This window comes from Streptomyces sp. BK79, from assembly GCF_044142145.1.
Lineage (GTDB): Bacteria > Actinomycetota > Actinomycetes > Streptomycetales > Streptomycetaceae > Streptomyces.
Genome location: NZ_JBHVOC010000011.1, coordinates 187,899 through 200,870, shown reverse-complemented (window position 1 = coordinate 200,870; position 12,972 = coordinate 187,899). Strand labels below are relative to the sequence as shown.

Genomic DNA, 12,972 nt, shown 5'->3' with positions numbered 1-12,972 from the left:
GTTGTGTCCCGATGTCCGCGGGCACGACAACGGGCCGCCGGATCCTCCGACGGCCCGCCGTGTGTCAGGGGTCAGTGCGAGGTGCCCGCCGTGGCCGGCGGCAGCTCCACCTCGACACCCGGGTCGCCCGCGTCCGCCGTGTAGTCGCCGGGCTTGGTCTCGTCGACGCCGTCGGGGGCCTTGGCCGCCCGCAGGACGAAGGTCAGGACCACGGTGACCAGGACGTTCAGCACGAAGGCGGTGAGACCGATGTAGCCGATCTCGCCGATGCCGGGGATCTCGTCGGAGGAGCCGCCGAAGTGCTTCTGCGTCGGTGAGGCCACCCCGTACGCGGCGACCGTGCCGTACACCATGCCGACCGCCCAGCCGCCGAGCAGCGCCCAGCGGTGGAACCAGCGGGTGAACAGGCCGCCGACCAGGGCCGGGAAGGTCTGCAGGATCCAGATGCCGCCGAGCAGCTGGAAGTTGATCGCGACCGTCTTGTCCATGCCCAGGACGAAGACCAGCGCGCCCACCTTCACCAGCAGCGACACCAGCTTGGAGACCTTGGTCTCCTGGGCCGGGGTGGCGTCCGGCTTGATGAAGTCCTTGTAGATGTTGCGGGTGAAGAGGTTCGCCGCCGCGATCGACATGATCGCCGCCGGGACCAGCGCGCCGATGCCGATGGCCGCGAAGGCGACGCCCGCGAACCAGTCCGGGAACATGGTCTCGAACAGCTGCGGGATCGCCAGCTGCCCGTTCTCCACCTTCACGCCCGCCGCGATCGCCATGAAGCCCAGCAGCGCCAGCAGGCCCAGCATCAGCGAGTACAGCGGCAGGATCGTGGTGTTGCGCCGGATCACCTCACGGCTGCGCGAGGACAGCGTCGCGGTGATCGAGTGCGGGTACATGAAGAGCGCGAGCGCCGAGCCGAGGGCCAGGGTGGCGTACGTCCACTGGCCGCCGTGGTCCGGCACCAGTCCGCCGTTGCCCGACTCGGTGAACTTGTCGCCCGCGGCCGCGAAGATGTCGTCGAAGCCGCCCAGTTTGATCGGGATGTAGATGATGGCCACCGCGATCACGATGTAGATCAGCGTGTCCTTCACGAAGGCGATCAGCGCGGGCGCGCGCAGCCCCGACGAGTAGGTGTACGCCGCCAGCACACCGAAGGCGATCAGCAGGGGCAGGTCCTTGATGAACCAGTTGGTGTCCTCGCCGCCGCCGACGCCCATCACGTCCAGCACGGCCTGGATGCCGACCAGTTGGAGCGCGATGTACGGCATCGTCGCCAGGATGCCGGTGACGGCGACCGCCAGCGACAGGCCCTTCGAGCCGAACCGGCCGCGCACGAAGTCCGAGGTCGTCACGTAGCCGTGCTTGTGGGAGACCGACCACAGCCGCGGCAGGAAGGTGAAGATCAGCGGGTAGACCAGGATCGTGTACGGCACCGCGAAGAAGCCGGCCGCGCCCGCCGCGTAGATCGCCGCCGGTACGGCGACGAAGGTGTACGCCGTGTACAGGTCGCCGCCCAGCAGGAACCAGGTGACCCAGGTGCCGAACGAGCGGCCGCCGAGGCCCCACTCGTCGAGGCTCTGGTCGTTCGCGGCCTTGCGCCAGCGGGCGGCCAGGAAGCCCATGGCGGTGACGAGCAGGAAGAAGAAGATGAAGACGGCGAGCGCGACGCCGTTCACGCCGTCGTTCACTTGGCCCCGCCTTCCCGGCGGGCGCGCTGGTCACGCTGCCACAGCTTGTAGGCGACCATCGTCAGCGCGGTGGAGATCAGCACCCACGCCATCTGGTACCAGTAGAAGAACGGGATGCCGATGAAGGCCGGGTCCGTCTTCGCGTACGAACCGACCCAGATCATGGCGACGAACGGCGCGAAGAGACAGACGCCGATGACGACGCGCACCGGCGTCACCACCGGCCCTCTGCTCACTGGTGGGGCTTGTGACATGAGGCGGCTCCGTCCCCTAGCTGATCACCTCGTACAGTGCGCAGGAATGTAGGTGACGGTGCCGGGAGAGCGGAAGACCTCGTCCGCATATCGGTCCCCAACCGCAACGTCGGGGCTGGTGGGGCGGGGAGCCGGTCAGTCCTGGGGCCGCTTCAGGCGGGCCACGAACTTGTAGCGGTCGCCGCGGTACACCGAGCGCACCCACTCCACCGGCTGGCCCGTCCGGTCCCGCGAGTGCCGGGAGAGCATGAGCATGGGCAGGCCGACGTCGGTGCCGAGCAGACCGGCCTCGCGCGGGGTGGCCAGGGACGTCTCGATGGTCTCCTCGGCCTCGGCGAGGTGGACGTCGTACACCTCGGCGAGCGCGGTGTAGAGGGACGTGTACTTCGCCAGGGAGCGGCGCAGCGCCGGGAAGCGCTTGGCGCTGAGGTGGGTCGTCTCGATGGCCATCGGCTCGCCGTTGGCCATGCGCAGCCGCTCGATGCGCAGCACCCGTCCGCCGGCCGTGATGTCCAGCAGCCCGGCGAGCCGGTCGTCGGCGGTGATGTACCCGATGTCCAGCAGCTGCGAGGTGGGTTCGAGGCCCTGGGCCCGCATGTCCTCCGTGTAGGAGGTGAGTTGCAGGGCCTGCGACACCTTGGGCTTGGCGACGAAGGTGCCCTTGCCCTGGATGCGTTCGAGGCGGCCCTCGACGACCAGTTCCTGGAGGGCCTGGCGGACGGTCGTGCGCGAGGTGTCGAACTCGGCGGCCAGGGTGCGTTCGGGCGGGACCGGCGTGCCCGGCGCCTGGGTCCGGGTCATGTCGAGCAGGTGCTTCTTCAGTCGGTAGTACTTGGGCACGCGCGCGGTACGGACGGTCGCCCCACCCTCGTTCTCCGCACTGCTGACGTCGGTGCTCATGCTCTGCCTTCCCGGCTCCGGGTGCCGAAGCGACCGATCCCTGTCGGCCACGGCCCACATCGTGGCACGGCCGCGTGCCGGCATGGTCCCGCACGCTCCGTGATCCCTTCTGTATACCTCCGGGGCCCTTGTTGGTCTAGTCCACAGCGCCGCCGGACCTCGCTGGTACGTGCGTTCGGAACCGTACCGGCAGGTCGTTCGGCGGGCAGTGGTACACCCGGTCCCGGTCCGTCCGAACTGCCGCTTGCGCAATGAAAGGTCCCTGCATATCTCGGTCGCATCACGGACGCAACGAGCGTGCTGGAACACCCTTGACAGCCCTATTGGTCTGGGCCAAGCTCCCCCTACTGGTCTACACCATTGGTCCAGGTCCCGGCCCCATGGGCGGTCCGCGTCGACGAGCAACCGCGGGGAGGCAGGGGGGTTTTGTGGCATCCCTGAGGAGGGTGGCGTGAAGCGCAAGCTGATAGCCGCGATCGGTATCGCGGGCATGATGGTCTCGATCGCGGCGTGCGGGGGCGACAGCGGCGACGACGACGGCAAGAAGGCCGGGGCGGACGGTTACGCCGGCGAGACGCTCACCGTGTGGGTGATGGACGGTTCCTCGCCCGACGACTGGCAGGCGGACCTCGCCAAGGAGTTCGAGGCGAAGACCAAGGCCAAGGTCAAGTTCGAGATCCAGAAGTGGAACGGTATCCAGCAGAAGCTGACCACCGCCCTCTCCGAGGAGAACCCGCCCGACGTCTTCGAGATCGGCAACACCCAGACGCCGGCCTACGCCAAGACCGGCGGCCTCGCGGACCTGAGCGACCTCAAGAGCGAGATCGGCACCGACTGGTCCGAGTCCCTCAACAAGTCCGCCGTCTTCGAGGACAAGCAGTACGCGGCCCCGTGGTTCGTGGTCAACCGCGTGGTCATCTACAACAAGAAGATCTGGGCGGACGCGGGCATCAAGGGCACGCCCAAGACCCGCGACGAGTTCTACGACGCCCTCAAGACGATCGGCGACAAGACCGACGCCGAGCCGATCTACCTGCCCGGCCAGAACTGGTACCACTTCGTGGGCCTGGCCATCGGCGAGGGCGCCGAGCTGGTCAAGAAGGACGGCGACAAGTACGTCTCCAACCTCGACGACCCGAAGATCGCCGCCGCCACCGAGACGTACAAGAAGTTCCAGGCCCTCTCCAAGGCGCCCAAGGACAAGGACGAGGCCACCCCGCAGCAGGGTGAGATCTTCGCCAAGGGCAAGACCGGCGCCATCATCGGCATGGGCTGGGAGGGCGCCACCGCGATCGCCACCAACCCGGCGATCGAGAAGGACCTCGGCTACTTCACCATCCCGGGTGCCACGGCCGACAAGCCCGAGGGCGTCTTCCTCGGCGGCTCCAACCTGGCCGTCGCCGCGGGCAGCAAGAAGCAGGACCTCGCCAAGGAGTTCCTGAAGATCGCGCTGTCCGACAAGTACGAGGGTGCGCTGGCCAAGGCCAACGGCGTCATCCCGAACAAGGAGTCGCTGAAGAGCAACCTGGAGGGCAACGCCGCCGCCGAGGCGGCCGCGCCGGCCTCCGCGGGCGGTGACACCACGCCGCTGATCGCGGAGTGGGCCGCGGTCGAGAACGACCCCAACCCGATCAAGACCTACCTGACGGCCGTGCTGAAGGGGAAGTCCCCGGCCGAGGCCGCCGAGCAGGTCGAGGGCGAGTTCAACAAGCGCCTGGCGCAGCAGCAGTAGCACCGGGTGAGCCGGGGCGGGGACCGGTAGGTCACGGTCCCCGCCCCGGCGTCGAGGTGAACAGGTCGAGAAGAGAGAGACCGCGAGCATGACCGTGCAGACCGAACGGCCGCCCTCAGGCCCGGCGGACGTCCGCAAGGCGGACGGCGGGGGGACCGGCGGGCCGAGAACGAGAGCCGCGTCGCGCGCCGGCGCGCTCGTCCCGTACCTGTTGCTGCTGCCCGCCTGCGCGGCCACCGTGCTGCTGCTCGGCTGGCCGCTGGTGAAGGACGGCCTGCTGTCCTTCCAGAACCTCAACATGGCGCAGCTCATCCAGCACGTCACCGAGTGGACCGGCTTCGACAACTACAAGGAGGTCCTCACCGGCGAGGACTTCTGGCGGGTCACCCTCCGCTCGATCGTCTTCACCGCGGTCAACGTCGCCCTCACCATGGTGGTGGGCGGCCTGATCGGCCTGCTGCTCGCCCGCCTCGGCCGGGTGATGCGGCTCGTGCTGATGGTCGGACTGGTGCTGGCGTGGGCCATGCCGGTGGTCGCCGCGACCACCGTCTACCAGTGGCTCTTCGCCCAGCGCTTCGGCGTCGTCAACTGGGTCCTGGACAAGCTCGGCTGGCACTCCATGGCCGACTACAGCTGGACCGGCAGCCAGATGTCGACCTTCTTCGTCGTCACCGTGCTGATCGTCTGGATGTCCGTCCCGTTCGTCGCGATCAACCTGTACGCGGCGACCACCACCATCTCCGGCGAGCTGTACGAGGCCGCCGCCCTCGACGGAGCCGGCGCCTGGCGCAGCTTCACCACGGTCACCCTGCCGGTCCTGCGGCCGTTCCTCTACGCGACGACCTTCCTGGAGATCATCTGGATCTTCAAGGCGTTCGTCCAGGTCTACACCTTCAATGGCGGCGGCCCGGACCGTCTCACCGAGATCCTGCCCGTCTACGCCTACATCGAGGGCGTCGGCAACCAGCACTACGGCATGGGCGCGGCGATCGCCGTTCTGACCATCCTGATCCTGCTCGGCCTGACCGCCTACTACCTCAGGATCGTGCTCAAGCAAGAGGAGGACGAGCTGTGAAGCGCTCGCTCTTCGGCCGCCTGTGGCCCAACGTCACGGCCGTCGTCCTGTTCATCGGCCTCGTCTTCCCCGTCTACTGGATGTTCGCCACGGCCTTCAAGCCGACCGGCGACATCATCTCCGAGGACCCGGTCTGGTTCCCGACCGACGTCACCTTCGACCACTTCAAGACCGCGGTCGAGGCCGACCACTTCTGGACCTACGTCGGCAACTCGTTCATCGTCACCGTCTGCGCCGTCGTCTTCTCGCTGGTGATCGCGCTGGCCGGGGCGTTCGCCCTGGCACGGATGCGGTTCAAGGGGCGGCGGGGCTTCATCGTCGGCTTCATGCTCGCCCAGATGGCGCCCTGGGAAGTCATGGTCATCGCCATCTACATGATCGTGCGCGACGCGTCGATGCTGAACAGCCTCGTGCCGCTCACCCTCTTCTACATGATGATGATCCTGCCCTTCACCATCCTCACGCTGCGCGGCTTCGTCGCCGCCGTGCCGAGGGAGCTGGAGGAGTCGGCGCTGGTCGACGGCTGCACGCGGGCCCAGGCGTTCCGCCGGGTCATCCTGCCGCTGCTCGCCCCGGGCCTGATGTCCACCTCGATGTTCGGCTTCATCACCGCCTGGAACGAACTGCCCCTGGTCCTGGTCGTCAACAAGGAGGCCGAGGCCCAGACCCTGCCCCTGTGGCTGACCAGCTTCCAGACCGTCTTCGGCGACAACTGGGGTGCGACCATGGCCGCCTCGTCGCTCTTCGCCATCCCGATCCTGATCCTCTTCGTCTTCCTGCAGCGCAAGGCCGTCAGCGGCCTGACCGCCGGCGCCGTGAAGGGATAACGCCACCCCATGACGACCATCGCCAGGGCCACCGACACCCTCACCCGCGACGCGCTCACGGTCCTCCAGCCGGGCTTCACCGGCACCGAGGCCCCCGACTGGCTGCTGCGCCGCCTCGGCGAGGGCCTGGCCTCCGTCGGCCTGTTCGGCCGCAACATCGCCGGCGCCGAGCAACTGGCCGCGCTCACCGCCCAGCTGCGCGCCGAACGCGAGGACGTCCTCGTCGCCATCGACGAGGAGGGCGGCGACGTCACCCGCCTGGAAGTGCGGACCGGCTCCTCCTTCCCCGGCAACTTCGCCCTCGGCGCGGTGGACGACGTCGCGCTCACCCGCGCGGTGGCCGCGGAACTGGGCCGCCGGCTCGCGGCCTGCGGGGTGAACCTCAACTGGGCCCCCTCCGCCGACGTCAACTCCAACCCGGACAACCCGGTCATCGGCGTGCGTTCCTTCGGTGCCGCCAGCGACCTCGTCGCCCGGCACACCGCCGCCTACGTCACCGGCCTCCAGTCGGCCGGCGTGGCGGCCTGCACCAAGCACTTCCCCGGGCACGGCGACACGGCCGTCGACTCCCACCACTCCCTGCCGCGCATCGACGTGGACCCCGGCGTGCTGGCCGAGCGCGACCTGGCCCCGTTCCGCGCGGCCATCGACGCGGGCAGCCGCGCGGTGATGAGCGCCCACATCCTGGTCCCGGCCCTGGACCCGGAGCGCCCGGCGACGTTGTCCCGGCGCATCCTGACCGACCTGCTCCGCGGCGAGCTGGGCTACGACGGCCTGATCGTCACCGACGGCATGGAGATGCGGGCCATCGCGGGCACGTACGGCATCGAACGCGGCAGCGTCCTGGCCGTCGCGGCGGGCGCCGACGCGATCTGCGTGGGCGGCGGCCTCGCCGACGAGGAGACCGTACGGCGGCTGCGCGACGCCCTGGTCGAGGCCGTCCGCGCGGGCGAGCTGCCCGAAGAGCGCCTGGCCGACGCGGCGGAGCGCGTCCGCGCCCTCGCCCGCTGGACCGCGGCCGAGCGGACGGGCGCCGACCGGGCCGCGCACGCCGCCGGCACCGACGCCGACGGCGACGTGGGCCTGCGCGCCGCCCGCCGCGCCCTGCGGGCCACCGGCGCCGAGGGCTTCACCCCGCTCACCGAGCCGCCGTACGTCGCCGCGTTCACCCCGGTCGCGAACATCGCGGTCGGCGACGAGACGCCGTGGGGTGTCGCCGCCGAGCTGTCCCGCCTGCTTCCCGGCACGGAGACCGGCAGCTTCGCCGGTCCGGACGCCGGGAAGGAGGCGCTGGCGGCGGCCGGAGCGCGCCGCGTCGTGGCCGTCGTCCGCGACGAGCACCGCCACCCGTGGATGGCGGCGGCCCTCGACACCCTGCTGGACGCCCGCCCCGACACCATCGTGGTCGAGATGGGCGTCCCGCGCGCCACACCCCGCGGCGCCCTCCACCTGGCCACCCACGGCGCGGCCCGCGTCTGCGGCCGCGCGGCGGCGGAGGCCCTCACGGGGGCGTGAGGAGGACCTCGCCGGTACGCGGAAGGCGCCGACCCCTGGTGGGTCCGGCGCCTTCCGCCTTCCGCGGCGGGCTCAGCCGTGCGGCGCCGTGCCCGGTGCGGTCGTGACGAAGGGCGCTGCCCCCGGTCGTGGGGGCAGCGCCCTCGGCGCACGCGGCGGGAACGGGCTCAGATCCCCTGCCACTCGGGCTTGTGGGCGTACGTGTGCCGGAAGTAGTCGGCGAGCTTCAGCTTGCCGGCGGCGGCCTCGTCGACGACGACCGTGGCGTGCGGGTGGAGCTGGAGGGCGGAGGCCGGGCACACGGCCGCGACCGGCCCCTCGACGCTCGCGGCGACCGCGTCCGCCTTGCCCTCACCGGTGGCGAGCAGCACCACGTGCCGGGCCTCCAGGATGGTCCCGATGCCCTGCGTGATCACGTGGTGCGGCACCTGGTCGATGTCGCCGTCGAAGAAGCGCGCGTTGTCGACGCGGGTCTGCTCGGTGAGCGTCTTGATCCGGGTCCGCGAGGCGAGCGAGGAGCACGGCTCGTTGAAGCCGATGTGCCCGTCGGTCCCGATCCCCAGCAGCTGGAGGTCGACCCCGCCGGCCCCGCCGAGCGCCTCGTCATACGCCGCGCACGCCTCCTGCACGTCGGCCGCCGTGCCGTCGGGTCCCATGAACGCGTCCATGCCGATCCCCAGCGGTTCGAGCACCTCGCGCCGCAGCACCGAGCGGTACGACTCCGGGTGCTCCGCGGGCAGTCCCACGTACTCGTCGAGCTGGGCGATCCGGGCCCGCGCGGTGTCCACGGCACCCGCGCGCACCTTGGCCGCCAGCGCCTCGTACACGGGCAGCGGCGTCGAGCCGGTGGCCACCCCGAGCAGGGCGTCGGGCTTGCGTCGCAACAGCTGTGCCATGGCCTCGGCTATCAGCTCGCCGCCTGCCTTGGCGTCCGGAACGATGACAACTTCCACGCTTGCCTGCCGTTTCGAAGAGGGGACTCGCCCGGGGTCCGGGACTGGCTGTGTGGGGCCCTATGTGGTTTAGACCAATCTAACAGAGCCCGCCCCCGCGGGCGCGTCGAACCGGTCGGGCGAGTGGCGGCGTCCCGCCGGTCTCAGGTCAGCGAACCCCCCGTCGCGTCCACCCAGCTTCCCGTGACCCACCGGCCCTCGCGCGAGGCGAGGAAGGCGACCACGTCGGCCACCTCGGCCGGCGACCCGACGCCGCCCAGCGCGGAGAGCGCCGCCGCCCGGTCCCAGCCGCCGGGGCTTCCGTGCAGCAGCTCCGCCGTGTTGTCGGTGTCGATGATGCCGGGCGCCACCGAGTTCACCGTGATGCCGCGGGCGCCGAGCACCTTGGAGAGGTCGCGCGAGAGCACGTCCAGCGCGCCCTTCGTCATCGCGTACGCCACGTTGTCCGGCATCACCGCGGTGCGGGCCAGGCCCGAGGAGATGTTGACGACCCGGCCGCCGTCGCGGAGCCGGCCCATGCCGTGCTTCAGGATGAAGAACGGCGCCTTCACGTTCACCGCGAAGACCGCGTCGTACTCCTCCTCGCCTATCTCGCCGATGGGGCGGGCGCTGCCGATCCCGGCGTTGTTCACCAGGACGTCCAGCCCGTCGGCGTGCCGGTCGAACTCCTCCCACAGCGCCTCGGCCGCCCCCTGGGCCCGGAGGTCCGCCCTGATCGCGAACGCCGAGCCGCCCGCCGCCTCGATCGCGGCGACCGTCTCCTTCGCCGCCGCCTCGTTCCCGCCGTAGTGCACCCCGACCCGCGCGCCGTCGCGGCCCAGCCGCTCCGCGATGCCCCGCCCGATGCCCCTGCTCGCCCCCGTGACGAGAGCCGTTCTGCCCGCAAGCACGCCCATGTCGGCGCCCCCTTCGCAATTTCCTAGCGGTCGCTACAGAAATGACCGTACAACAGCCCGGCGACATTTTTCTAGTGCCCGCTATAAAATGCACTCCATGGTGAGCAGTGAGAAGAGCCGGCGGGCCGGAACGCCGGCGCCCAGCGCCAGGACCCGTGGCCGCCCCCGCTCCTTCGACCGCGCGACGGCCCTGGAGAAGGCGCTGATGGCCTTCTGGGAGCACGGGTACGAGGCCACGTCGGTCTCCGACCTCACCCGGGTCATGGACATCGGCGCCCCGAGCCTGTACGCCGCCTTCGGCGACAAGCGCTCCCTCTTCGAGGAGGTCGTCCAGGAGTACGGGGTGCGGTACGGATCCTTCGGCAACCGCGCGCTCGCCGAGGAGCCGACCGCCCGCGCCGGGATCGAGCGGATGCTGCGTGAGGCCGCCGCCGAGTACACCGCCCCCGGCCGGCCGCACGGCTGCCTCGTCATCCACGCGGCCGCCAACTGCTCGACCGCCGAGGTCGAGGAGTCCCTGCGGGAGCGGCGCAACGCCAACATCGCCGCGATCGAGAGCCGGATCGGCGCCGACGTCGCCGCGGGTGTGCTGCCGTCGGACACCGACGCCGCCGCGCTCGCCCGGTACACCGGCGCGATGATCCAGGGCATGTCCCAGCAGGCGCGCGACGGCGCGAGCCGGGCGGAGCTGGAGGCGCTCGCGGAAATTGCCCTGACGGTCTGGCCCCGCGCGTGAGCCAACAGGGTTAGGCTTCTGCCGGTGCTCGGATGTCCGAGCAGCCGGGGGAGCGCGACAACGACAAACACGGTTCACCGCATGGACACGGCGAGTGGTCTAGTCCACAATGACTACGGAGACCCTTGCCGCGAGCATCACGCGAGGTGATCGTCAGACTTCCGCCTTCCCCGCACAGGAGGGCGGACCGAGGAACCGGTGCTCTCTGCCCTGACTGCCCCGGCTCCTCATCCATCGGCCGACCGGGACCGCACACCCCACGGCCGTTGTTGCTCCGGGCTGCGGTGCCGGGAGGGTTGAGGGTCCCTCTCAGGCGCCGCGGCCCGCGGGTGTGTCAGGGCGGAACCCGCAGGCGTTCCACGACGGAATCTGGCCGATTCCGATCGCCGTCCGTACCGCCAGGTACGCTCAGCCACGTGCCCTCCATGAACGAACTCGTACGCCAGCACACCGCGCTCGACGACTCCGACCTCGAGTGGCTCCACCTGCTGGTCTCGGAGTGGCAGCTCCTCTCCGACCTCTCCTTCGCCGACCTGGTCCTGTGGGTCCCGACCCGCGACGGCACGCGCTACGTCTCCGTCGCCCAGATGCGTCCCAACACCGGGCCGACCTCGTACCAGGACGACATGGTCGGCCACCTCGTCCCACGCGGCCGGCGCCCCATGCTGGACGCCGCCCTGGACGAGGGCCGCATCGTGCGCGAGGGCGACCCGGAGTGGCGCGAGGAGGTCCCGGTCCGCGTCGAGTCCATCCCCGTACGCCGCCAGGGCCGGGTCCTGGGCGTCATCGCCCGCAACACCAACCTGCTCACGGTGCGCACGCCCAGCCGCCTGGAGCTCACGTATCTGCAGAGCGCCTCGGACCTGGCGCAGATGATCGCGGCCGGCGCCTTCCCGTTCGAGAACCAGCAGGTCGACATGGACGCCTCCCCCCGCGTCGGCGACGGCCTGATCCGGGTCGACGGGGACGGCATCGTCCAGTACGCCTCCCCGAACGCGCTGTCGGCCTACCACCGCATGGGTCTGGCCGCCGACCTCGTCGGCCACCACCTGGGCCGGACCACCGCCGAACTCGCCCCCTCCCGCGGCCCCGTGGACGAGGCGCTCGCCAAGGTGGCCAGCGGCTGGGCGCCGCGCGAGTTCGAGATCGAGGCGCACGACGGGGTGATCCAGTTCCGCGCCATCCCGCTCAAGCCGAAGGGCACGCGCATCGGTTCGCTGGTCCTCCTGCGCGATGTCACGGAACTGCGCCGCCGCGAGCGTGAGTTGATCACCAAGGACGCCACCATCCGGGAGATCCACCACCGGGTGAAGAACAACCTCCAGACGGTGGCCGCCCTGTTGCGCCTCCAGGCCCGGCGCATCGAGTCCGACCGGGGCCGCGAGGCGCTCGAGGAGGCCGTGCGCCGGGTCGGCTCGATCGCGATCGTGCACGAGACGCTCTCGCAGAACCTGGACGAACGCGTGGAGTTCGACGAGATCGCCGACCGCGTGCTGGCGATGGTGGCGGAGATCTCCCCGGGCACGGTCACCGGCCGGCGCACCGGACGCTTCGGCATCCTGGACGCCGAAGTGGCCACCCCCCTGTCGATGGTGCTGACCGAGGTCCTGCAGAACGCCCTGGAGCACGGCTTCCGCGACGGCGACACCGGCACCGTCGAGGTCTCGGCGGTCCGCGGCGGTACCACGAAGGAGGCCCGGCTCCTGGTCACGGTCCAGGACGACGGGGTGGGCCTGCCCGAGGGCTTCGACCCGCACCGCTCCGGGAACCTCGGCCTGCAGATCGTGCGCACCCTGGTCGAGGGTGAGCTGGGCGGCGCCTTCGACATGGTCCCGGCCCCGGAGCGCGGCACCCGGGTGATCCTGGACCTCCCGGTGCCTGCGCAGAAGTAGGGCCGCGGGCGGGGGAGCGGCGGCAGAAGGGGGAGGGGCGCGCAGCGGCCGTGGCGGCGGGTCCGGACAGCAAAAAGCCCCGGACCGGTGAAGGTCCGAGGCCAGTGCTCGTGCGATCGCATCGGGGGTACTGCGCGCTGCGGCTCGGGAGCGGGGGTGGCGTACTCGCTGTACGCGCCGCCAAGCTCAGGCTGTCAGCAGGGGTGGATGGTCAGGCGGAGGCCTGACGAGCCCGGTTGCGGGCGGCACGGCGCTTCATTGCGCGGCGCTCGTCCTCGCTGAGACCACCCCAGACGCCGGAGTCCTGACCGGACTCGAGCGCCCACTGCAGGCACTGCTCCATGACAGGGCAGCGACGGCAGACGGCCTTGGCTTCCTCGATCTGCAGCAGCGCGGGACCGGTGTTGCCGATGGGGAAGAAGAGCTCGGGGTCTTCCTCGCGGCAAACGGCGCGGTGACGCCAGTCCATGGCTGCTACCTCTCCTTGGTATTACATGCGGGTTGCTTGTG

12 protein-coding genes are annotated in these 12,972 nt (G+C 70.6%); 6 read left to right on the top strand and 6 right to left on the bottom strand.

Annotation, left to right across the window (positions count from 1 at the left end; genetic code table 11):
• Positions 1–71: 71 nt before the first annotated feature.
• The 3 genes from mctP to ACFIF2_RS16235 all read right to left on the bottom strand — a co-directional run bounded on the left by mctP (position 72) and on the right by ACFIF2_RS16235 (position 2,836).
• Positions 72–1,682, bottom strand: coding sequence for a monocarboxylate uptake permease MctP (gene mctP, locus ACFIF2_RS16245; RefSeq protein WP_395573345.1), 1,611 nt, complete (start codon positions 1,680–1,682; stop codon positions 72–74).
• The gene (locus ACFIF2_RS16240; protein ID WP_395573344.1) at positions 1,679–1,936 is read right to left on the bottom strand and encodes a DUF3311 domain-containing protein; all 258 of its coding nucleotides are present in this window, start codon (positions 1,934–1,936) and stop codon (positions 1,679–1,681) included. Before ACFIF2_RS16240 ends, mctP begins: the two co-directional genes overlap by 4 nt.
• A gap of 135 nt (positions 1,937–2,071) precedes the next feature.
• Entirely contained in the window at positions 2,072–2,836 is a 765-nt protein-coding gene (locus ACFIF2_RS16235; RefSeq protein ID WP_395573343.1) for a GntR family transcriptional regulator, read from the bottom strand.
• 451 nt (positions 2,837–3,287) lie between these two features.
• Between ACFIF2_RS16235 and ACFIF2_RS16230 the strand changes: the two genes are divergently transcribed.
• The 4 genes from ACFIF2_RS16230 (at position 3,288) to ACFIF2_RS16215 (ending at position 7,985) form a co-directional block, all read left to right on the top strand.
• Positions 3,288–4,568, top strand: a complete 1,281-nt coding sequence (locus ACFIF2_RS16230) for an extracellular solute-binding protein (protein WP_395573342.1) — start codon at positions 3,288–3,290, stop codon at positions 4,566–4,568.
• Between the two features lie 88 nt (positions 4,569–4,656).
• Positions 4,657–5,643 carry a carbohydrate ABC transporter permease gene (locus ACFIF2_RS16225; protein ID WP_395573341.1) on the top strand — a complete coding sequence of 329 codons (987 nt, stop codon included), beginning with the start codon at positions 4,657–4,659 and terminating at the stop codon, positions 5,641–5,643.
• Positions 5,640–6,470 (top strand): carbohydrate ABC transporter permease, encoded by an 831-nt coding sequence (locus ACFIF2_RS16220; RefSeq protein WP_395573340.1) that lies wholly within the window; start codon positions 5,640–5,642, stop codon positions 6,468–6,470. The genes ACFIF2_RS16225 and ACFIF2_RS16220 overlap by 4 nt, the downstream gene beginning before the upstream one ends.
• A gap of 9 nt (positions 6,471–6,479) precedes the next feature.
• On the top strand, positions 6,480–7,985 hold the full coding sequence (locus ACFIF2_RS16215) for a glycoside hydrolase family 3 protein (RefSeq protein WP_395573339.1): 1,506 nt from the start codon (positions 6,480–6,482) through the stop codon (positions 7,983–7,985).
• A 167-nt stretch (positions 7,986–8,152) separates the two neighbouring features.
• Here the strand turns inward: ACFIF2_RS16215 and nagB are convergent, their stop codons facing one another.
• Positions 8,153–8,938 (bottom strand): glucosamine-6-phosphate deaminase, encoded by a 786-nt coding sequence (gene nagB, locus ACFIF2_RS16210; RefSeq protein ID WP_395573338.1) that lies wholly within the window; start codon positions 8,936–8,938, stop codon positions 8,153–8,155.
• Between the two features lie 143 nt (positions 8,939–9,081).
• Positions 9,082–9,834, bottom strand: a complete 753-nt coding sequence (locus tag ACFIF2_RS16205; RefSeq protein ID WP_395573337.1) for an SDR family oxidoreductase — start codon at positions 9,832–9,834, stop codon at positions 9,082–9,084.
• A gap of 97 nt (positions 9,835–9,931) precedes the next feature.
• Here ACFIF2_RS16205 and ACFIF2_RS16200 point away from each other — a divergent pair, with 97 nt between their 5' ends.
• A complete protein-coding gene (locus ACFIF2_RS16200) occupies positions 9,932–10,570 on the top strand; it encodes a TetR/AcrR family transcriptional regulator (protein WP_395573336.1) in 639 nt (212 codons plus the stop codon).
• A 416-nt stretch (positions 10,571–10,986) separates the two neighbouring features.
• Entirely contained in the window at positions 10,987–12,462 is a 1,476-nt protein-coding gene (locus ACFIF2_RS16195; RefSeq protein ID WP_395573335.1) for a sensor histidine kinase, read from the top strand.
• Positions 12,463–12,673: 211 nt separating this feature from the next.
• Here ACFIF2_RS16195 and ACFIF2_RS16190 read toward each other — a convergent pair whose 3' ends face one another.
• Positions 12,674–12,931 (bottom strand): WhiB family transcriptional regulator, encoded by a 258-nt coding sequence (locus ACFIF2_RS16190; RefSeq protein WP_003973730.1) that lies wholly within the window; start codon positions 12,929–12,931, stop codon positions 12,674–12,676.
• Positions 12,932–12,972: the final 41 nt, after the last annotated feature.

Coding starts and splice junctions, on each gene's coding strand:
- ACFIF2_RS16240 (WP_395573344.1), bottom strand. CDS start 1,936: ATGTCACAAGCCCCACCAGTGAGCAGAGGGCCGGTGGTGACGCCGGTG.
- ACFIF2_RS16235 (WP_395573343.1), bottom strand. CDS start 2,836: ATGAGCACCGACGTCAGCAGTGCGGAGAACGAGGGTGGGGCGACCGTC.
- ACFIF2_RS16225 (WP_395573341.1), top strand. CDS start 4,657: ATGACCGTGCAGACCGAACGGCCGCCCTCAGGCCCGGCGGACGTCCGC.
- ACFIF2_RS16215 (WP_395573339.1), top strand. CDS start 6,480: ATGACGACCATCGCCAGGGCCACCGACACCCTCACCCGCGACGCGCTC.
- ACFIF2_RS16205 (WP_395573337.1), bottom strand. CDS start 9,834: ATGGGCGTGCTTGCGGGCAGAACGGCTCTCGTCACGGGGGCGAGCAGG.
- ACFIF2_RS16200 (WP_395573336.1), top strand. CDS start 9,932: ATGGTGAGCAGTGAGAAGAGCCGGCGGGCCGGAACGCCGGCGCCCAGC.
- ACFIF2_RS16190 (WP_003973730.1), bottom strand. CDS start 12,931: ATGGACTGGCGTCACCGCGCCGTTTGCCGCGAGGAAGACCCCGAGCTC.